This window comes from Armatimonadota bacterium (assembly GCA_013359125.1).
In the GTDB taxonomy this organism is placed as follows: Bacteria; Armatimonadota; Fimbriimonadia; order Fimbriimonadales; family GBS-DC; genus JABWCR01.
This window is the reverse complement of the sequence record JABWCR010000003.1, coordinates 129737-150851: the sequence shown is the minus strand read 5'-3', so window position 1 is coordinate 150851 and position 21115 is coordinate 129737. Positions and strand designations below refer to the sequence as shown.

General features: G+C 58.6%; 16 protein-coding genes and 1 pseudogene. 10 read left to right on the top strand and 7 right to left on the bottom strand.

All coding sequences use genetic code 11. From position 1 onward, the window contains the following. Window positions 1-178: 178 nt before the first annotated feature. Window positions 179-2614, bottom strand: a complete 2436-nt coding sequence (locus tag HUU60_02830; protein NUL81640.1) for a hypothetical protein — start codon at window positions 2612-2614, stop codon at window positions 179-181. Window positions 2615-2658: 44 nt separating this feature from the next. Next, entirely contained in the window at window positions 2659-3231 is a 573-nt protein-coding gene (locus tag HUU60_02825; GenBank protein NUL81639.1) for a DUF1287 domain-containing protein, read from the bottom strand. Window positions 3232-3320: 89 nt separating this feature from the next. Here HUU60_02825 and HUU60_02820 point away from each other — a divergent pair, with 89 nt between their 5' ends. Together HUU60_02820 and HUU60_02815 are read left to right on the top strand one after the other, a co-directional pair. Further along, window positions 3321-4214 (top strand): hypothetical protein, encoded by an 894-nt coding sequence (locus HUU60_02820; protein NUL81638.1) that lies wholly within the window; start codon window positions 3321-3323, stop codon window positions 4212-4214. Then, window positions 4211-5137, top strand: coding sequence for a site-specific DNA-methyltransferase (locus tag HUU60_02815; protein ID NUL81637.1), 927 nt, complete (start codon window positions 4211-4213; stop codon window positions 5135-5137). The genes HUU60_02820 and HUU60_02815 overlap by 4 nt, the downstream gene beginning before the upstream one ends. On the opposite strand, the gene HUU60_02810 is transcribed toward HUU60_02815, so the two are convergent. Then, complete coding sequence (locus HUU60_02810; GenBank protein ID NUL81636.1) at window positions 5127-6119, bottom strand: carbohydrate ABC transporter permease; 993 nt, start codon at window positions 6117-6119, stop codon at window positions 5127-5129. The genes HUU60_02815 and HUU60_02810 overlap by 11 nt on opposite strands. 78 nt (window positions 6120-6197) lie before the next feature. Between HUU60_02810 and deoC the strand changes: the two genes are divergently transcribed. Beyond that, window positions 6198-7175: a deoxyribose-phosphate aldolase gene (deoC, locus tag HUU60_02805; protein ID NUL81635.1), complete on the top strand. Its 978-nt coding sequence runs from the start codon at window positions 6198-6200 to the stop codon at window positions 7173-7175. On the opposite strand, the gene tgt is transcribed toward deoC, so the two are convergent. Next, window positions 7172-8239, bottom strand: coding sequence for a tRNA guanosine(34) transglycosylase Tgt (gene tgt / locus HUU60_02800; protein NUL81634.1), 1068 nt, complete (start codon window positions 8237-8239; stop codon window positions 7172-7174). The genes deoC and tgt overlap by 4 nt on opposite strands. A gap of 62 nt (window positions 8240-8301) precedes the next feature. On the opposite strand from tgt, the gene HUU60_02795 reads away from it, so the two are divergent. Genes HUU60_02795 through HUU60_02775 form a run of 5 tightly spaced genes read left to right on the top strand, consistent with a single transcriptional unit; the run spans window position 8302 to window position 12469 of the window. Further along, window positions 8302-9387 carry an ABC transporter ATP-binding protein gene (locus tag HUU60_02795; protein ID NUL81633.1) on the top strand — a complete coding sequence of 362 codons (1086 nt, stop codon included), beginning with the start codon at window positions 8302-8304 and terminating at the stop codon, window positions 9385-9387. Further along, a complete protein-coding gene (locus tag HUU60_02790) occupies window positions 9384-9554 on the top strand; it encodes a hypothetical protein (protein ID NUL81632.1) in 171 nt (56 codons plus the stop codon). Before HUU60_02795 ends, HUU60_02790 begins: the two co-directional genes overlap by 4 nt. A gap of 11 nt (window positions 9555-9565) precedes the next feature. Next, a complete protein-coding gene (locus HUU60_02785) occupies window positions 9566-10795 on the top strand; it encodes an FAD-dependent oxidoreductase (protein NUL81631.1) in 1230 nt (409 codons plus the stop codon). Then, window positions 10792-12036, top strand: a complete 1245-nt coding sequence (gene purD, locus HUU60_02780) for a phosphoribosylamine--glycine ligase (GenBank protein NUL81630.1) — start codon at window positions 10792-10794, stop codon at window positions 12034-12036. Before HUU60_02785 ends, purD begins: the two co-directional genes overlap by 4 nt. Then, entirely contained in the window at window positions 12008-12469 is a 462-nt protein-coding gene (locus tag HUU60_02775; protein ID NUL81629.1) for a methylated-DNA--[protein]-cysteine S-methyltransferase, read from the top strand. Before purD ends, HUU60_02775 begins: the two co-directional genes overlap by 29 nt. Here the strand turns inward: HUU60_02775 and HUU60_02770 are convergent. After that, window positions 12466-15474, bottom strand: coding sequence for a PD-(D/E)XK nuclease family protein (locus tag HUU60_02770; protein ID NUL81628.1), 3009 nt, complete (start codon window positions 15472-15474; stop codon window positions 12466-12468). The genes HUU60_02775 and HUU60_02770 overlap by 4 nt on opposite strands. Before the next feature lie 65 nt (window positions 15475-15539). On the opposite strand from HUU60_02770, the gene HUU60_02765 reads away from it, so the two are divergent. Continuing rightward, window positions 15540-16385 (top strand): hypothetical protein, encoded by an 846-nt coding sequence (locus tag HUU60_02765; GenBank protein ID NUL81627.1) that lies wholly within the window; start codon window positions 15540-15542, stop codon window positions 16383-16385. On the opposite strand, the gene metG is transcribed toward HUU60_02765, so the two are convergent. After that, window positions 16386-18305, bottom strand: coding sequence for a methionine--tRNA ligase (gene metG / locus HUU60_02760; protein NUL81626.1), 1920 nt, complete (start codon window positions 18303-18305; stop codon window positions 16386-16388). It lies immediately after the preceding gene. Between the two features lie 125 nt (window positions 18306-18430). Here metG and HUU60_02755 point away from each other — a divergent pair, with 125 nt between their 5' ends. Continuing rightward, a complete protein-coding gene (locus HUU60_02755; protein ID NUL81625.1) occupies window positions 18431-19186 on the top strand; it encodes a hypothetical protein in 756 nt (251 codons plus the stop codon). 1330 nt (window positions 19187-20516) lie between these two features. Here the strand turns inward: HUU60_02755 and HUU60_02750 are convergent. Then, a pseudogene (locus tag HUU60_02750) lies at window positions 20517-20783 on the bottom strand (hypothetical protein). Window positions 20784-21115 lie beyond the last annotated feature (332 nt).

Sequence of the window (21115 nt, the reverse complement as noted above, 5' to 3'; positions counted from 1 at the left end):
TTACGGACAACCAATCGCAGGCGAACTGGTAGCAAAAGCTGAGACGGTGTCGCAGTTGTCCGAACGTCTTACCGGTCTTACCGGGTCGCTCTATTTCTGTTCCACCCGTCCAAAGTAGCTCGAGTATGTCAAAGGCACGGCGCGGCTTGGTTAGCGCCAAGCCGCGCCTAGACGCCTTCTACTGCTTTCCGGCGTTCTTTTGGCTTTCGATCGACTTGAGGCGGGCTTCCCAGGCTTCTTGAAGCTCGTGCGGATGAACGCCGACCTCATACCAGGGTCGCTTCACCTTCCACTCTTCGTAGCCCTTTCGAACGGCTTTAGCTTCCCAATGGAAGGGAAACGTGCCCCGGCCGTTGTCCAGTTCGCCCACCTCGATCCCGGCTAGCGATTGGCTGACGATGCCGAGCCCTTTCGTATTCACCGTCATGGGGGTCAGGAGCACCGTCATTGTGCCTTCCACAGCCATTTCGGCAAAGTGATCGGGCAGTTGGACGACAGCGCGACCATTGATCAGTTGCGCGGTGCCGCGGACATACATGGCGGCCTCGGGGCCTTCCAGACTGGCGTACCAGTAGTCGTGCTCCGGGTCGTTGGGCGCGAACTCGCGGAAGGCCTTGACGTTTGCGGCAACGATGCCTTGGTTTGAGGCGTTCACGTACACTAATGCCCGACTTGCTCCAGCATCGTCAAAGGCTGCAAAAAGACCTCTGTTCGCGCTGCTGGAGTCCTGGCCGAGCACAGTGTTTCGCGTTCCGTTCGGGCCCAGCGTTGCCATCTCCCCAGCATCGTTGAAGTTGGCCAGGCGGTATAAGGTGGCGCCACCAGTCGTTAAGAATCTGATTTCTCCGCCCTGAATGGTCAAGCGGTATGGAGGCTGGTTCGTGCCGATGCCGACGTTTCCGTTGTAGAGGGTCATTCTCTCTGCCCCTGCCTGCCAGAAAGAGAGGTCGTCGTCGAAGTCGTTGTTGATGCCGATGAGGAGTTTGGTGTCCTCTCCGCTTCCCACATAGTAGCGGATGAACGCGTCGTCGCCAGATCCGCCGCCCGGATCGAAAGGGAAAGAGATGCCAGCTGCGGAAGAATTGCCAACGGCAGGCCGAATGGCGCCGCCGACCACGTGCAGGCGCGCCGTAGGAGCATTGGTGCCGATGCCGACATTGCCATTGCCTTTGATGCGCATCGCTTCCGTCATCGATGCGCTTGTTCCGTATCCGAACGCGATGTCGCTCGAAGCGACATCTGTGTGGATTTGGAGCAAACCGCCCTGTATTCCAATCCCGTAGTGGGCGCCCGAGTTTCCATGGAAAGACACCTTGTCTCCTAATGTGTTGGCAAAGTTGAGCGGGAAGCCAGGACTATCTTGGCCAATGCCGACGTTGCCGTTGGCGCTGAGAATGGTCAGCCAAGGCTGCATGGTTCCATCCGCGAGCCATCCGCCCAGGGTGAGACGGCCCGGACCGCCATAGTCAGAGCCGGGCACCCCCAGGAATAGTCGCGCAGGCTCCATGAAAAGCCCCCAGCGGCCATACCCGGCCTTATTGCCTCCGGTAAATGGCGTGTGCTGTCTAACGACCATGGGTCTGTCTGATGCGCTCAGCTTGACGGCATTGTCGACAAATACGTTGCCGCGAACATCGAGCGTTTCTGTGGGTTGAACCGTGCCGATGCCGATCCGGCCGCGGGAAGCCACCAACGAATCGGTATCCCCCGTCTTCATGTGCGTGGTGAACCAGAAATCCAACGCATCGTTAGAGATTGCCCTTCCTCGCGGGTAGGAGTCGCCTTCTCTCACCGCCCAGTAGCTCTGCCCCCAAGGCGTGGCGATGAAAATCGTGTATGTCTGATCTTGCGCGAGCATTGGGCGGCTTGTGATGGGGATGTGTCTAATGGCATACCCCGCCGGACCGAGCAGTGTAAACCGCTCGTCCGCAATAACCGCGCCCAATTCGCCTTCATGAATTCTGACAACGATGTCGGGAAACTCCTGGCTGGTATACAACAGAACGGTTACGCCTGTCAGTTCTCCGGCAACGCCTGGTTGAAAGGTTTGCCAGAGGCCAGGCGAGCCTGTATATCCATAGCCGGAATGCAAATCCTGTATCTGATCGTCAAAGTCCAACGCGTCTTTCACATGGAGTACGCCGACCGGATCTCTGGCGCCGATGCCGACGAATCCCGCGTTGGCATTGCGAATGTCGGTGTGGGTAAAAGCCCAAGCATCGGCGCCCATCGGCGCGCCTGTAACGCCGCTCCAAGGCACGGTGCCGGCCTGGTGCGCATAGGTCGCCATCGGCGTTTCGTTGATTTTCGATCGCGGCGCCAATGTGGTGCCAGCAACGGCAACCTCGATCCAGCGGGCGCCGCCGTTGATGGCCGTCCTGGGATAGGTCAGTTCTTGAGTAAAGAGGCCGTTGGAGACGCTTACATTGACCGGCCCAAAGGTGGCGATGGCTGTTCCGCCAGATGCGACGGAGAAAAGACCGAACGTCATCGAGTAGGTCCCGTTCGCGGGGGACCCGTTGTCTCGCAACTGGCCCTGAAAGGTCATGATCATGTTCTGAGCCAGAACGGGCGCGACGAGCAAAGCGAGCAACAAGACTGACAAAGTTCGCATACTGAGTACCCTCCTACTAGGGAGATTATAACGCAGAATGGCTCTTATGGATACCGGAAACCAGCGACGAACTTCCAGCGCGTTAGGACGTCTTCTTCTTGGCATCGGCTTAAGTTGTGGACGACGAGCCATTCGCCCCGTGCGTTCTTGGCATCGGATACGATCCCGCAGTGATCGCGTCCATTGTCCAGAATCCAGTAGACCAAGTCTCCCGGCATCAGGTCATCGCGCTTGATCGCCTGGGCATGTCGTCGCAAGAAGGCAAGATGGTTGGGCACGCGTCGGTGGTCTATGTTCTTGTCGAGGCGGCCTCTTTCGATTCGATGGTAAGCGGCCGGATTGGCCTTGGCGTCTTTGTGAATGAGAGCTTGAAGGTCTTTTCCGGCGGCTCTGAGCGCGCGGACGACAACATCGGTGCAGGCGCCGCGATCTTCGGACACATCGCCCATAGGATAGGGGATCTGTCTATACGAAGCATCGTAGATCGCGCCTTCTTCGGCCTGCTGTTTGGCCGAGATGAGGACTTTGTTTGCGGTTGGGGAGGGCGGTTTGGCTCGCGGCTCTTCCTGGCATCCTGCGATGAAGAGGAGAAGAGTTAGGGCTATGACGGCGATCATGGGTGTATTATGGTTCAGGGCCCGCAGGGTAAACTCTTAATATTGTGAGATCTACCATCCAGCCATACCCAAGAACACCGGGAGGGCTCTTGGACGACGCTAAGATCGCTCCTCATACCAACAGGGTCGGTGTTGATTCCTTGAAGCGTATCATTGCAGACGCAATTCGTAAGGCCAATCAGAAGTCCAGCCGAGAGGCGTTTAATCTGCACGAGGACGCGACTCCTGAGCAAGTTGCGTCCACCTACAGCCGTGCTGGTCGAGAACTGTTCAAGTACTTCAAAAAGTACTGCGGCGATCCTGCCTCCACTGCCTACCAATGTCTTGACCGACATTATAGTGAAGTTGCAGAAGAGCAGTTCCATCTGAGGACGTTACAAAAGGAACGAATGAACTCGGGTTGGCGTTATCAGTTCATCGCGAAGGACGCTGCCAGCCATTGTGCTCGGTTTACTTCCGTCTCCGATCTGGGTAAGCAAGAGGCCGACTTTACCGTCACTCTCGCCAATCTGGACGATCCCCAAGCTGCGATTTCGATCTATGTTTCGGTCAAGAATAGGGTCAACACAATGGGCGGCCAGGATTGGCCGAAGGCGATCGCGGCCCTTGAAGGTGTTGCAATGAAAGACAAGAATCGGACCGGGCCTTATCTCTGTGTGTTTGGTATTGCAATGGATCGAGGACAAAGATTGATTAAGCGCAATCAGTCGACGGACACGCCTCACTCGTTCAACACTGAAATCTGGCGCTCCGATTATTTCTGGCCTTTTTTTACTGCATTATCTTATGAGGAAGTGGTTTCTGCGGTGTTAGATGTGCTATTGACTAAGAAGGCAGAGCCTGCAAGGATAAGCCAGGTGCCACGAGAGGTCCTTGATTCTTTCGGCGATGAGTGCAAGAAAGCAGGGCTGCTGGATTCAAGGGGACGATTTAACAATTCCTTGAAACTGGTCAAACTCTTCTGCGGGGTGAGATCGGATTGACCCAAACCACCGTCATCCTTGGCGATTCGCGAGAGGCGTTGAAAGCCTATCCAGACGGCTTCTTCAATCTGATCGTAACCTCGCCGCCGTATGCGGACGCGAGGAAGAGGCATTACGACAGCATCTCGCCAGCCGACTTTCCAGATTTTCTTTGTCGCTTTGCCGAAGAGTTTTGGCGCGCGCTGGACGACGACGGCTCGTTTGTGCTCAACATCAAAGACAAGGTGGTAAACGGCGTTCGCAACCGCTATGTCTGGCGCACCGTTTTGGCGCTGGAAGAGATGGGGTGGCGCTGCATCGACGACTACATTTGGCTAAAGCCGAACGCGATGCCCGGCTACTGGCCCAATCGGTTGCGCGACGAGTGGGAGTATTGCTTTCATCTCACCAAGCGTGCGAAGTTTGCCATGTATCAGGATGCCGTTCGCAAGCCGATCGGCGATTGGGCTCCCAAGCGATTGGCTAAACTGAACGGCAAGAGCGCCGAACGGCACAACAGCGAGAACGACAGCGGATTTGGTCGCGATCTTCGCAAGTGGGTCGATAAACAGCACGTTTTACCGGGCAATGTGGTCGAGGCGCCGCTGGTCGGCAAGAACATGGGGCATCCGGCCGCCTTTCCGGTCGGACTGCCAGAGTTTTTTATCAAACTGTTCACCAAAGAGGGCGATTGGGTTCTGGACCCCTTTGGCGGAAGCGGCACGACCGCGCTAGCGGCAGAGGGCTTGGGACGCAACGTGGTCGTCATCGACAACAAGCCGGAGTACGTCAAGGTCGCATTTGAGAGGCTTGAAAAGTCGAAGGCGCATAGCACCGAGCGGGTTTTTCACATCCCGGAAGGGCGTTTGACAGAAGCGGCTCAGAACGAGCAACTACAGCTGTTCGTCAGAGAAAGGCTTGTAAAAACGCTCTCTACCCCTTAACGCCACCGATGTTGAGGCCCTCGGTCAAGGCGCGCTGGCTAAAGAAGTAGATAGCGAGGGCTGGCAACAGCATCAGTGTAGCCGCGGCCATCAGCGCCGGCACGTCGGCGCCGTATGCGCTTTGAAATTTGGCCAAGGCCAGCGAGAGCGTGCGCTTGTGATCGGAATTGAGATAGATCAGTGGACCGAGAAACTCGTTCCACGCGCCCAAGAAGCTAAAGACGCCGACCGTAACCGTAACCGGCTTGGCCATTGGCAGCAACACGTGCCAATAGATTTGGAGCGGCGTCGCGCCGTCTACTTTGGCGGCCTCGTCCATTTCTAACGGGATCGACATGAAGTATTGGCGATAGAGAAAGGCGAAGAAGGCGCTGCCCAGCCATGCCGGTATGATGAGCGGCAAAAAAGTATCGATCCAGCCGAGCCAGCGGAAGATCATGAAGGTCGGTATCATGCCGATCTGCCCCGGGATCATCATCGTGGCTAGCATGACGCCAAAGAGCGGACCGCTTCCCCAAAAACGCAGCCGTGCGAAGCCGAAAGCGACCAAGGAGCTGCTGAGCGCCTGACCCATTGCCGTCAGAATCGCAATCAGCAAGGTGTTTAAGAGGTAACGGGGAAAGTCCTCGTCCTGGTGGGCGGCGCTGGGTTGAAAGACGCGCTGATAGTTCTCCCAATGCATCGCGACCCGTCTTTCCCGCTGAACCCTGTCGATGGGGACGAACAACGTCTCGCCTTGCGCCGTGCGGATTTTGATTCGATCGTCCGCGGTTTCGGTCAGCACGGTTACCGATTCGCGCCGGCCGTCGGTCAACAAGAATGCAGTCTCTTTCTCGGGTATCCAGCGCGGCGGATGCTCTCCGGCCAGTTCCTTGGTCTTGAGCGATGTCGAGAGCATCCAGCCGAACGGGGCGAGCATCGGTATCGATCCGACTGCGAGGATGGCGAGGAGCGCAAACGAGATCAGTCGCTTCTTCTTCATGACCTGGTTTCAGGCTATTTCTGGGTAGTCGACGGGCGCTCCTGCCAGTGCCTTAGGATCGTGCCATAATCAACCGCCATGAGCCTCTCCAGCCGATTGGACGCGCCGTCACGAGGAGCCGCAGAGCCGACGCTCGACTCGGCGCTCAAGCAGCGCTGCGCCATCAATGCGGTCGAATTGGAAGCGAGGGCGGCCTGGCTGAGCAAGCGCAGCATCAAGAAAGAGAGCAAACTGTACGCCTTGCGACTGGCGATCGCGATGTGCGATCTGACCACGCTGGAAGGCATGGACACTGAGGGCAAAGTCCAGCGTTTGTGCGCCAAGGCCGTTCGGCCCTATCAGCCGCGGTCAGGGATGCCGGATGCGTCGTTGGTCGCCGCTCCGCCGGTAGCGGCAGTTTGCGTCTATCCGATGTTTGTCTCCGTCGCCAAGCGCGGGTTAGAAGGCTCGACGGTCAAGGTGGCGTCCGTGGCGACCGATTTTCCGGCTGGGCAAAAGCCGTTCTCGCTGCGTCAAGAAGACGTTCGATACGCGGTCGATCAGGGCGCGGACGAGATCGACATGGTGATCAATCGCGGCGCGTTTTTGTCGGGCGATTACGGTACGGTTTACGACGAGATTGTGCGCACCAAGGAGATTTGCGGCTCAGAGGTTCATCTAAAGGTCATTTTAGAAACGGGCGAATTGGGCAGCTACGACCGTGTGCGCCGAGCCTCCGAGATCGCGATGGCGGCCGGAGCCGATTTCATCAAGACCAGCACCGGGAAGGTACAGCCCGCGGCCACTTTGCCCGTTACATTGGTCATGTTAGAGGCAATCCGCGATTTCTACGATCGACACGGTCGGCGAGTGGGCATGAAGCCGGCTGGGGGGATCCGAACATCCAAGGACGCCGTTCGCTATCTGGTAATGGTGCGCGAGACGCTGGGGCCCGATTGGCTGACACCCGATCTGTTTCGGTTCGGAGCAAGCTCTTTGCTGAACGACCTCCTTTCCCAGATCGTCAAGCAGTTGACGGGCGTTTATCGATCGCCAGACGAGTTTTCAGAGGATTAGAGCGCTCCGTCTGCGATCTCGCTTCGTATCTGATCCATCAGCCGCGCGTAATGCCAAAGGTTATGGTAAGTCGTCAATCGATAGGCCGTGATCTCGGCGGCACGGAAAAGGTGGCAAAGATACGCACGGGAATAACGGCGGCAAACTTTGCACTCGCACGCCGGGTCGATGGGTTCGTCTAACTCGGCGTTTTGGGCTGATTTGAGATTGATCCTGCCAATCGATGTGTAGGCAGCGGCGTGGCGACCCAAGCGAGTCGGCAACACGCAATCGAACATATCGACGCCGCACGAAACCGCATGGCGAATATCCTCCGGCGTACCGACGCCCATCAGATAGCGAGGCTTGTCTTTCGGCATTTTAGGAGCCGTGTGCTGCGTGATTCGGCGCACATCCTCGGTGCTTTCGCCGACCGACACGCCGCCAATCGCCATGCCGGGAAAATCGAGTCCGGCGATCTGCTCTAAACTCTGTTGGCGAAGTTCCTCGTGCACGCCTCCCTGGACGATGCCGAACAGGGCTTGATTCTCGCTTTGCCAAGCGGCTTTGCTGCGCTTGGCCCAGGCGTAGGTTCGCTCGACCGCCTTTGCTACCTGGTCATAATCGGCTGGGAATGGAGGGCATTCGTCAAAGGCCATGATGATGTCGGCGCCCAGCGCGGTTTGGATCGCTATGGAGCTTTCGGGCGTGAGGCGATGAAGCGAGCCGTCGATGTGCGAACGGAACTCGACCCCGTCGTCGTCGATCTTGCTAGTTTTTGAAAGGCTAAAGACTTGAAATCCGCCGCTGTCGGTCAGCATAGAGCGGCTCCATGCGATAAAGCGATGCAGACCGCCCATACGCTGGATCAACTCTTCGCCTGGTCGCAGGTGCAGGTGATAAGTGTTGCCCAGGATGATCTGAAAGCCGATCTCTTCTAACTCTTCGTGAGTCATGGCCTTAACCGAGCCTTGAGTGCCCACTGGCATGAAGACGGGCGTTTCTGCTTCGCCGTGAGAAGTGGTCAGTCGACCTAATCGGGCATGGCTTTGAGGGCTCTCTTTAAGCAGTTCAAACCGGAACACGGCTGTCGATTATACTGCTCTCGAAAGGAAGCGGGGTTAGCGCGGCGAAATCTTGGCCTTCAATGGGGTCGATCAGCGTCCATGGATTGGTCAAGAAGTACGACGAGGTGGTGGCCGTCGCAGGCATCGACCTTCATGTAAAGGACAAAGAGTTTGTGGCGCTTTTGGGGCCGTCGGGTAGCGGCAAAACGACCACCTTGCGATGCGTAGCCGGGCTGGAACAGACCACGCAGGGCCGGATCGAGATCAACAACCGCGACGTTACAAAACTGCAACCGGCCGATCGGGACATCGCGTTCGTGTTTCAATCGTATGCTCTCTACCCTCATCTGACGGTCTACGACAACATGGCCTTTCCTCTGAGAGCCGTGCGCGCGCCGAAGGCCGAGGTGGACGAGCGCGTTCAGAAGGCTGCCGCGACCTTACAGATTGCTCGGTTGCTCGGTCGAAAACCGAACCAGCTTTCAGGAGGCGAACAGCAGAGAGCGGCGTTAGGTCGCGCCATAGTACGGCGTCCGGCGGCCTTCTTGATGGACGAGCCGTTGACAAACCTGGACGCTCAATTGCGCACGATCATGCGCGCGGAGCTCAAACGGCTGCAGACCGATCTAGGCGCGACGACCCTCTACGTTACGCACGACCAGATGGAAGCGATGTCTATGGGCGACCGAATCGCTGTCTTTAACGAGGGAAAGATCCAACAAGACGGCACGCCGATGGAGGTCTACAACACGCCCAAGAACCTGTTTGTAGCCGGATTTATCGGCAGCCCTCCAATGAATTTCATACGAGGCGTTCTCTCGGCCGACAAGGCATCCTTGGAGATCGAGCATGGGCCGCCGATCCCTTTGCATCTCTCCTCTTCCACGTTGGGTCAAGTCGAGCCGGGCAAGGCGTGCATCTACGGCGTGCGCCCCGAGGACATTCGGCTTCACGCCGAGACCAAAGACGGCGCCGTGCCGTGCGAAGTGTACGTCGTGGAGCCGCTGGGTTCAGAAAACATCGTCAACATCAAGGTGGGCGACCAGATTGTAAAAGCGCGAACCGCGCCCAGCTACCTGCCGAGCATCTCGCAACCGCTATGGGCCGAGTTCGAGCCAGAACGGAGTTGCCTGTTCGACCCCGAATCGACCGAGGCGATACGATGAGACGATACTTAGAGCCGCTGTCGGTCGTGCTGATCCTAGCGGGAATTGTGGGGCTTTGCCAGCCGTGGCTGTTCGAGTGGTATCGAAAGTCGTTTGTGCTACTTTTAGCCGGGGCACTGCTCTTTACAATCGCCACCCACATGCCCGAGCGAAAGCGCGTTAGGTAGAATCGCCGATAATGAGCCTCTCTACCAGATATCTGATCATTGGGGGCGGCGTCTCCGGGCCCGCATGCTCGATGGCCATACGCGAGCACGATACCGAAGGCGGGATCACCATCGTTTGCGGAGAGAACCATCCCCCTTACGACCGCCCGCCGCTCTCGAAGCCTGCGCTGTTCAAGGATGAGTGGCAGTTCGACGACGCCTACAGCAAGTTCGACAATTTTTATCCCGACAACAAGATCGAACTGATAATCGGATGCCAAGCTAAGCGGATCGACCGAACCCATCGGCGAGTTCAGCTGGAAGACGGCCGAGAGATCGAGTATGAGAATCTTCTGATCGCGACCGGATCGGGTTCAAGGCGATTTGAGAACGGCGGCAATCTGCCGGGCGTGTACTATCTAAGGCGATTGGAAGAGAGCGCGGCGATCAAGCAAGCCATACACGAGAGCCAGCCGTTGGTCATCATAGGGGGCGGCTACATTGGCATGGAAGTGGCGGCGGCGTGCGCCAAGTTGGGCGTTCCGGCCACGCTGATAGAGCGCAATGCGCACCTTTGGCCGCGATTTGCAGGATCGGAGACGGGAGAATTCCTGAAGAGCCACTTCGGAAAGTTAGGCATTGCGTTCCATTTGGGCGATGCGGCGAGTTCGATCGAGGCGAGAGACGGCGGACTGGTCGTAACCACCGAGGAAGGCGTCGAGCATCCTGCCAAAGCGGTTGTCGTCGCGATCGGCGCCGCGTTGAACACTGAACTTGCTTTAGGCGCTGGTCTAGAGGGAAGCCCCGAACATGGGGTTAGCGTCGATTCGTACCTGCAGACCTCCGATCCGAACGTGTGGGCTTGCGGCGACATTGCGAACTTTGAAGATATTGCGATGGGCAAGCGTTGGCACATCGAGCATCATCTGAACGCTCGCTGGCAGGGGCTAGCGGCTGGGGCGAACATGGCGGGCGCGAACGAACCCTATGACCGAGTGCCGTACTTTTGGTCCGATGTGCACGACATCAGCATGATTCTGCGCGGCGACCCGGAGAATCCGGCCGGCGTGCGGTATGTGGGGGATGTGCAAGCGGGCGAATTTGCAGAGCTTCGCTACGATGCGGGCGGCGCGCTGAGAATGGGATTAGCGGTCAGCCACGACGAGAAGAAGCTGGATCCGGTGTCGGACACGCTGGAAGAGCTGATCCGCGCGAAGGCGCAAGCTGGGAGCATCACCGCCGAATCTCTGGGCGTGGGATGAGACTGCTGGTCGTTGGTTCGGGCGGGCGCGAGCAGGCCTTGGCCTGGAAGATCGCCCAAAGCAGCGATTGCGACCGACTTTTCGTTGCGCCGGGGAACGGCGGCGGCGAGGGCGAGCGCGTCATCATCGCGGTCGAAGAGGTCGCCTCCATCGTCCGTTTTGCCAAAGATGAGCGTATCGACTTAGTCGTCATTGGCCCAGAAGCGCCTTTGATCGCAGGAATGGCCGATGCGTTGCGAGAGGAACGCATCCTGGCGTTTGGGCCTTCCGCGCGCGCAGCGCAGATCGAAGGCAGCAAAGCGCTGGCTAAGCGCCTAATGGCCAAGGCCGGCATACCGACGGCAGAAAGCAAAGCGTTTCAAGACGGCGGCGCGGCCAAGGATCATCTTCGTCAGCGGTTTAGCGTCCGAAAGCAGGTCGTTAAGGCGGATGTGCCTGCGCTGGGCAAGGGAGTCATCGTGCCGGAGAGCCTTGGCGATGCCGAAGACGCGGTCGATCAACTATTGGCCATCAGCCATACCATCGTGATCGAGGATCGATTGGAAGGGCGCGAGGCGTCGTTGATCGTTATCAGCGACGGCGAACGAGCAGCCGCCTTGCCTATGGTCAGAGACTACAAGCGCGCGCTGGACGACGATCGCGGCCCTAACACGGGGGGCATGGGCGCTTATTCGCCTCTGCCCGATGTTTCTGCCGAACTTGCTGCGGAGTGTCTGGAGACCTGCGTGCAACAAATTCTTAAGACGATGCGGGATGCTGGGGAGCCTTTTGCGGGCGCTCTTTTCGCAGGGTTGATGCTGACCGACGATGGGCCGATGGCGCTGGAGTACAACTGCCGGTTTGGAGACCCGGAGACTCAGGCGCTCATGCCGCTGGTCGATGGGGACCTCTTGCCGCTCTTAGTAGGTTCGGCAGAGGGGAGATTGCCAAAAGATTCCGTTACGGTCAAGCGTCAAGCATCCGTTTGCGTAACCATCGCTTCGGGAGGCTACCCTGGAGAGTATAAGAAGGGCTTTCCGATCGAGGGTTTGGAAGAGGCGGCAAGGGTTCCGGGCGCTCTGATCTTTCATGCCGGCACGGAGCGCAAGGACGGTCGGATTGTAACCAACGGTGGACGAGTATTGAGCATTGTGGGCGTCGGATCGGAACTGACTGAAGCCAGAAAAGCGGCTTACGAAGCCGCAGGCAAGATTCACTTTGAGGGGGCCTACTATCGAAGCGATATCGCGGCATCGGTATGAATCGCCGTTTGGACCTTGGACGCTGAGCTTGGACGCGCAGGGCGCCGTGTACGGTCTATTCTTTGAACCGATCGATGCGCCCGAATCGGATAGCGACGCCCGCCGGCAATTAGACGACTACTTTGCAGGCCAAAGAACGGTTTTCGACCTGAAACTGGTAACCCATGGCCCGCCCATGCACGAGGCCGTTTGGAAGATGCTCATCGAGATTCCCTACGGCGAGACGGCCACCTATGGCGATTTGGCGCTGCGGCTGGGCGATGCAACGCTGGCAAGAGCCGTCGGTCAAGCCTGCGCCAAGAATCCCATTCCGATCATCATTCCATGCCATCGAGTGATCGGTTCGAACGGAAGCCTGACCGGTTTTGGCGGCGGTATAGAGGTCAAGCGAGAGCTGCTGCGCCGAGAAGCCAGCCAAAAGAGCCTTTTCTAGCGCTGCGCCATCCGACAGAAGTCGCCGTACGGACAGAGCGCGCAATGGTCGCCAGGCTGTGCCGCGATCTCCGCGTTCTTGAGCTGCTGGACCAATCCGATGACATGCTGTTCCGCTCTTGTTTCGATGGATTTCAACCGGATGTTGGGTCGGAGCTCGATCAACCTGCCTCGAGATTGCCTTTCCCAATCCATCTGATTGAACTGCTTTGAGAGTTCGAACGGCACAATTCGGGCGCGTTTGGCTTCGGTTAGGGAATCGAAGGCGAAGACGACCTGTTTGGCGCCCAGGTTCTCCCGCACGGCGCGGGAATAGAAGATGGGCTGCAGGGATCTCATCTCCGCGTCGTCGTTCAGATTGCTCGAGCCTGTGAGCTTATAGTCGATCACCATCATGGCATCGCCCGCTCGGTCGACTCGGTCGACGATGCCGCTGACAAAGACCGATCCGTGTTGCGACCGGATTTCCAACGGAGGCGCGACAGAACTGGGGTCGATATCGGGTCGAGGTTTCATGCCGAACGCCCATTCCAAAGCCAGAGGCTCGGTCTGAAACTGCTCCTGATAGAGCGATTCCCGCTCGGCCAGGAGGCGCAAGAGCTCCTCGCAATACTCTTTGATGAGCATGAGCTGCCACTCCTCGCCGGGCAAGGGCGATTCGGCCATTAGTCGGTCGAGCTCCTCGATCAATTCTTTGGCGCGCGTAGCGGCGTCGGCCTCGGGGGGCAGGTTCTTGTAGGCTCGCTGAATGGCTTGGTGCGCCAGATCGCCGATCTGGTCGATGCTCATACCATAGCGTTCGGTGCGCAGCCGAAGGCGATGTTGGGCAAAGTGGCGAAAGGGGCACGCGCCCAGCGTTTCTAACTCTCTGACGGAGAAGATTCGGTCTACTTTAGCGATAAAGTCTCGGGCGGCGGGATCCTGTAGAGCAAAACTGGGCAACGGGTCGAGTTGGTCGCTCTCGATCGCTTCGCGCAATTGAGCATCGAAGTCGTTCGCGACAAACTCTGGAGGACAGATGTCGTCAACGCGAAGAGACAAAGTTCGATAGCCGCCTGGCCCGACCGCGCGCTGAACGTCGCCGATGAAGAAAGACGCCAGTTCCTCGCTTTCGGAGTCCGCGCGAGGAAAGGATAGCCAGAGAGACTTGTTCGGCGCGGCCGCCGCACGATAAAAGAGCAGTCGCTCCAAATCGGCATGGTCTTGTCGATTCCGAAGATGGAAGCGAGGCGAAAGGTCTGGAAAGGCATCCGGGTTGCCTGCTATCGCTTGGCTCAGAGCGGCGCGCTCGGCCTCGCCCAAGAACGGGTCGTCGGCCACCCTTCTCGGATAGATGGCCTCCTTCACGCCCAGCATGAAGGCGATCTCCATCGACCCTAGATCGGGTTCGTCTGGGCTGATGAGGCGGACGCCGCTCTGTCCCAATTGGTACGCGTACCGCGTCTCGCGCCAGAGCCTGGACATGGCCTCGGACCATTGGCGCGCCGACATGGGCGGCAAATACTCGCTCTGAGCGGCAGCTGTGCGATGGAGCGCTTCGCTCGCCGCAGCCTCTCTGGGGTCCAGGTGAGGAGTCTTGCCCAACAGAAGCGCTTTCAGCGCCTCCTGAAACGCGTCGAAAATACGGGCTGGCGGCGACGCGCCCAGCGAAGTCGCTAAGAAGGCTTTGCGATGGGCGTACAACTGTTGCGCGTATTGCTTGGCCGTTTCGTACCGTTCGGGCACTGCGTTTGTCAGCTCATCGCCCTTGCGCAATCGACGGGAGGCTCGTCTCAAGGCGGCTTGGTCGGATCTCGACAGATTCCAGAATGCCGAAGAAAACCATGACGTTAGCCGCTGATTGGTGAGCGGCAATGTGAGCAGGTCGAGAAGCTCTGCGGCGCGACGGCCGATCGGGCTGTGGCTGATCGGCTCCTGAGCCGATCCGTTGATGGGCACGCTGTATCTTGCCGCAAGGGAATCGATGAATGGTCGATATCGCTCCGGCTCGCGCACGATAAGCGCGACTTGTTCTGGCTTAGCGCCTGAATCGATGAGCTTGCGGACAGTGCGTACGATGCTCTCGACTTCGGCCAATACGCTCGGCGCATCTAGGATGGTAACGTCGGCCTCGTCCACCATGCCTGGCTGCTCAATGCTTTCGAAAAGGCGCCTCTCTAAGAGGGTCAGGGCTTGACTGCCTTTCTTCTTGGCCGGCAGAGAGTGAACGTCGAGATCGAAGTCGAGCGACAACGATGCCAAGAACCGCTGGCACACGGCAAAGAGGCGCGGGCGATCGGGATCGTCCAAAATGGTCATGACCAATCGAACTCTCCGAAGCGCCAGTTGCTTGAGGATGGCCGCTTCGACTCGGCGCAACCCCTCAAACCCGTCTAAAATCAACTGGGCGAAAGGCAACGTTCTGGCCTTCTCTATTCCTTCGTGCGCGGCCTTAACGAGGTCGGCCAGATCGCATCGCCCGCCTTCCTTCAGCGCTTTGCGATACTCGCGCCAGAGGCTGGCCAGTTCGCGCATCTTGAGCAGCCAATGGTCGCGAATCGGCTCCTTGTCAAGCCCAAGCTCCGGCGGCGCATGACCCTTGGCGGTTAGTTCCGAGGCTAGCTCCAAGGCATCGGCGTCCAAGCCGTCCATGGTCAGGTCGTCAAAGAATCGGCAGAGACGCGCGTGAAAGCCGGGCATCTCGCGCACCTTGCCAAAGAAAGAATCGGACTTCAGTTCCAGCCGACAGATGCGCCCACAGAGCGCAGCTCGCCTCGCGGGATCGATCTCCAAAGGCAGGTTTGCTTCTAACTTGGCCAGGTCGCCGATCAAGCCCAGAAAGTCTTGAAAACTGGCGTTGGGCGCTTCGTATCCGGATGCGGCCAGTGCGCTTTGGGCCGTCTCAGCGGCAGACGATGTCGGGAAGACGACCCGCGTCGGAGAGCGAGCGCCGATCGCTCGCTCGATGCAATGCCAAGTCTTGCCAGACCGGGCCGGTCCGGCTATGATGGTCAAGGTCGGCTTCATTTGTAGACATGCGTATTATGACAGCCGAGCAACAGGACGCCGATAATTGCCGTTGAGGTGTTGAGATGAGAACTTTGATCATAGCCGTAGTAACGCTTCAATCGGTATGGGCGCAACCTACAGTCAACGTCGGCGCCGAGCTTTATGCCGGGGCCAGCGACATTCCCGGCTATCGCAGTTTCTTTCATGGTTTTTGGGCTGGACGAGAGACGGCTTATCCGTCTCTCGTCTATATGCGCGCCGAGGTCAACGGCTGGACGGCCTACGGTTCGCTCGGATTAGGTCGCGTAGAGGATGTCGCTTCCGCTCGACAACTGGTGGAGGGCTATCTTCGCGCGCCTTTGTCCCCTAGCGCAGGATTGACCGCGGGCCGGTTTTGGATACCGTTCGGGTTGCAGGAGTGGCAGTACGAATCAAAGCCCGGCGCGATGCTCGATGCGTCGATTGGCGAGGCGAAGGTATCGATAGCGCTCGTGCAAAACGAGGCTCTAAGGCGAGGCAACGCCTATGCGCGGGCGGAATGGGCTCCGACCGATTCGGCAACGCTGGGCGTATCGGCCGGTTGGGGCGACGGAATCAGTTACGGCACATCGCACAACCAGATTGCGGGAGCGGACGCTCTGATTTCTCTTGGGCCTATCGCGCTTTCGGGCGAAGCGGTGCGCCTCTCGGGTGCGCCAGAATTTTGGTTTGGGTTCGGCCAGGCGGAATACACAGGTCTCGGCGATGTTCGTCCCTTCGTAGCGCTGTACGGGTGGAACGACAAGAGCGCCGAAATCGGTTCGGGAGCGGTAACTGTGGCCGGATTGCGGTATCAAGCCAACGAATGGCTGTTGATAGAGGGCGGCCGTTCGTTTACCGCTGGTCAGGCGAACTGGTGGGCGCAGGCGTCGATCACCTTTGAGCGATAGTTAGCGCACAGGGCTGCCGTCGGGAACATTGCTATCGGGCGACAGCAGGATTGCTTTGCCGTCAACGTCGGCGGCCAACAACATTCCATCGGAGACCACGCCACGGATGGTCGCAGGCTTTAGGTTGGTAACAACGGCTATCTGGCGGCCCACAAGCTGATCGGGCGCATACTCCTCTGCGATGCCGGACACGATCTGGCGCTCTTCGTCGCCCAAGGTCAGCGTCAGCTTGAGAAGCTTATCGGCATTGGGCACCGGCTCGGCCGCCTTGATGGTGGCAATCCGGAGTTGGACTCTCTTAAAATCGTCTAGGGTGATCTCGTTGCTCATTTTGGCTTCCTTTGCTGGCTCCTGAGGCGCTTCGGTTTTGCGATTGGGATCGATCCGCGGGAAAATGGGCATGGGCGATTGGACGGAATGGCCAGCCGGGATCCAACCGACTTTCGATGCGTCTTCCCAAGGCGCATCGTGCGGAACGTCAAGCTGTCGGGCGATCTCGACTGCGGCATTGGGGCAGACGGGACGCGCCAGAATGGAGAGCGCGCGGCATGCCTCCAAACCGCTGTACAGAACGGCGCCCGCGCCGGCAAGATCGCCGTTCTTGGCCAGATTCCAGGGCGCCTCCGCATCGTAATAGAGGTTGACGGCGCGAATTAGCTCCCAAGCGGCCGATAAACCTCTGGGGAAGTCGCACTTTTCGTAGGCTTCTCGGGTTTGCTCTGCGGCCTCCTTCATCTTCTCTGCGATAACCGGCGCGACCGCTGCTTGGGGAGCCTTGCCCTCCAGATATCGATGCGTCATGGAGAGCGTACGATGGGTCAAGTTGCCCAGATCGTTTGCTAGATCGGAGTTGTATCGATGGTGCAGCCCCGCGATGGTGAAGTTGCCATCCGAATCGATGGGCGTCTCGCGCAAGAGGTAGTAGCGCAACGCATCGACCGCAAACCGACGCTCGCAGCCGGATAGCGCCATTAGATCGCCGATCGCCTTTTCGGGGTGAACCGCGTTGCCCTTCGACTTGCTAATCTTCTCGCCTTCCATCAGAAACCAGCCGTGGCAGAAGAGCTGGCGCGGTAGAGGCAAGTCCAGCGCCATCAGCATGGCCGGCCAGATCGTGCCGTGAAACCGGGGAAGGATGTCCTTAGCCATCAACTGTAGATCAGGCGGCCAAATCTCTTGCCATGCGTCGCCGCCGTCCGCCCAGCCGGTTGCAGAGAGGTAGTTGATCAGCGCGTCGAACCACACGTACACCACCTTGCCCGGCTCGCCCGGGATCGGCACTCCCCAAGAGCCGTCTTTGCGCGATACGGCCGTGTCGATCAGCCCTTCCTCGATGAAGCGCAGCACTTCGTTCCGCCTGGCGTCGGGCTGAACGAACTCAGGATGCGATCGGATATATTCGGTCAACCGGTCCCCATAGGCCGATAGGCGAAAGAAGTAGCTCTCTTCTTGTCGATGCTCCAGAGGGCGACGGCACTCGGGATTCGGGCACAGCCGGTCTTCGCCGACCTTGGCCGGCGGGAAGAACGTCTCGTCCGAAACGCAGTACCAGCCTTCGTAGACGCCTTGATAGATGTCTCCCTGATCGCGCAACTGATTGAACACCTTTTGTACAGTTCGATGGTGCGATTCCTCCGTCGTGCGAATAAAGCGATCGAAGGAGACGTCCAGATCGCCCCACACCTTGCGAAACTTGTCGGCCATCTGCGCGGTGTAGGCTTCGGCAGTCAGACCCAGAGCCTCGGCGACCTCGACGTTCTTTTGAGCGTTGTCGTCGGTGCCGGTCAGAAACATGACCTCTCTGCCTTGAGAGAGCTGAAACCGTTTGGCCGCGTCGGCCAGTATGGTGGTCAATGCGGTACCGACGTGCGGATCGCTATTGACGTAGTAGATCGGCGTCGTGATATAGTATCGCTTCATGGTTGCTCTTGCTGTCTGTAAGTTTACCGGCTCTGCCCCCGAAACGTTTGGACTTGAGCCTTCGTAATGCATAATATCGACAGAACGTTCGCTGGCGCTCAGGATAAACGGAGGCGCCCTAAACTATGGCAAAGACAAAGTCGACCCCGAGCAAGGCGGCGCTAGCCGCGGCCAATCTGCTCTCAGAAACTATCGATCACGACCGCGCGCGGCTTCATTTTGAAGCGATGGCGCTATGCGAGGAAGCTCGAGGCCTGATCGATCGAGGATGGTATGCGCGCGCGTTGGAGAACACGCTGCCGATGACCCTGATAGGCGACGACTTGATCGTCGATCGGGCAAGAGAGCTCTCTATTATCGCGCTTGCCTGCTTGGCCGACGAAACGGCTGCCATAGACGATGACGAGCGGCACTTCGAATATCTAGACACCTGGCGCCGTTTGAGCCCTTACGACCCGGAACCGATCGTTCGCATGGGCGAAGCTTTATGCAAGTTGGATCACTACGCGCAGGCGCGCTCTTGGTTTCGAAAAGCCTTGACCTTAAAAGGCGATCATTTTGGCGCCCTAAAGGGCATGGTGGGCGTTGAATGGTACAGCGGCCAAAAGGCGCGTTGCATTCATTGGGTCAGGCGTTGCTGGGACGCCGTGAACGGCTATGGCTGGATGAGCGGACACGATGAAGCGACCGCGATTAAGAACTTGGACGATCTGTATGCGCTGACCCTGGTTGCCTTGCTGGCGGGCGGCAAAATGGACGAGGCGCTGGAGATCGGCCGGATGGCCAAAGAGGAGTTTGGCGGTCGATTGCGATTTACGATGTCGATCATCGAGCAGGTCGAAGACGACCTTCCAGACATCGACCTTGATGGGTTTATCTGAGAGGACGATCTCGCTGCTGCGGATAGATCACGATCTTTCCTGGATATCGACGCTCGGCGGTCGCTATGACGCCCTCCTTGACTGCGGCTAATCCCCCGGCAGCGGCGGCTATTCTCTCTGGACACAGTCTTCCGGCTTCGGTCAGTCTGGCGACCTCTGCCATGTCGGCTATGGTCGATCCGCTGCTGCCCAAGATTCGGGCGTGCCGAGCCAGCATTGGCGTTAGGTCGAAGTCCGCTAACTGACCTTTAGGTATGCCCGCAAAGAGGTTCAAGATGCCTTCCGATCCGATTAGCGACCAAGCGTCGGCGATCGAATCGGGAGAGGACGAGAGGTAGACAATCTCGTCGTAACCTGCACCGTTCGTCAAAGAGCGGGCTTGTCCGATCCAGTCGGCGTCGCTGGTGTCGATCAATCGGAGGCTAGCGCGATCGCCGACGAACTCCTTAAGCGCGCGCAGCCGGTCGGGATGTCGATCGACCGCGCAAATGAGCGTTGGGGGGCGATCTAACGACAGCGCCTGCTCGGCGAACATCCGACCCATCGGCCCTCCCGCGCCAAAGAGCATGAGCCGACCGCCCGGCGTTAATCGCGACGAACGATTGCGGCGATAGGCCTCGCGAGCGTCCCAATTCGTCGTGGCGCAGACGGCGATGCCGTCGTAGTGGATGCGTCCCAAGTCTAATTGACCCGACACTGCGCCGTGCCTGACGATGGCCAAGACGCCTCCGCGATTGAGGAGGGTCTGGGCTTCGATGATCGTCTCGTCAGGCAGATTTCCGAAGAGTGCGATGTCGTCGAACGGCGCGCTGTCCTGCCATTTTTCTTTTGTGATTGCCGGAACATCGAATCGAACACCGCCCTCTGGGCCGGAATAGACGACTGGGCCCGTCAAGCCAGAAAACGTATAAGCGGCTTGTGGCGATTCGGCACAGACGATGGCCATTTTTCCGCCCTCTTTGGGCGCAGTTCGGGGTTCTATTCTCAACGCGGCGGCCACGCAGGCCCATGGCTCGATCAGCGCAGCGGCCTCGTCCGACACACTGTCGGCAACGGGGATCAGGTAGCAGCCCTCGTCTCCGTTCAGAACCGGTTCGCCAAAAATCGTATACTCGCCAAAGCCGCCCTCCAGCGCATAGCCGACCGCTTTGCCGACACCTTGGTGAAACACGTCCGCCTGCACCGTCCAGCGCGATCCGATGGGAAATCTACTGGCCACATCGCCGCCCGCTTCGACGATCGTGCAACAGATCTCGTGCCCCATCGCCACAGGATGACGGCTAAGGTCTCGGCCGCGAAGTCTCGGATGGTCGCCGCCTAGTCGTACAATTTTGACATCGCTAAAACAAATCCCACAAGCATCGATTCGAGCCAGAACCTCGCCCGCGCCCGGGTGTCGCAGCTCGACCTCTTCAAGCCGCAGGCTTTCTAACCCGGCGCCATAAAGACGCCACTGCCAAAAAGTCTTGGGGAGGATCACAAATCGCCCCAGAGCATCTTCTGCCGGCGCTTTTCGTCTTCTCTGGACAAGATTCGCTTCACCTCGTCCTGAGGCAAGGCGGCGACATCGCCGGAAGCAGCGAGCGCGGCCAGCCAGACTTGAGCAGCCTTGACCGCCATCTGGTGAGCCGCCATCGCCTCGTTAGCAGTCTGGCCCAAGGTGATAAGACCGTGGTTTTGGAGCAGGATAACCTTTGGCCAGCCGTCGTGCTTGGCTTTGAAGCGATCGACTTGCTTGATGATCTCTTTCGCCAGCGGCAGTCCTGGATCGACATAGGGCACTAGGCAGGTGGCCGGACCGCAAAAGACCGCGTCATCGGGAAAGAGCCGGGCGACGACGATATGCTCGATATTGGGCAGACAGGCCAGCGCCAAGATCGGGATCGGGTGCGAATGGAGCGAAAAGTTGGCCCCACAATGGGTCAGCAG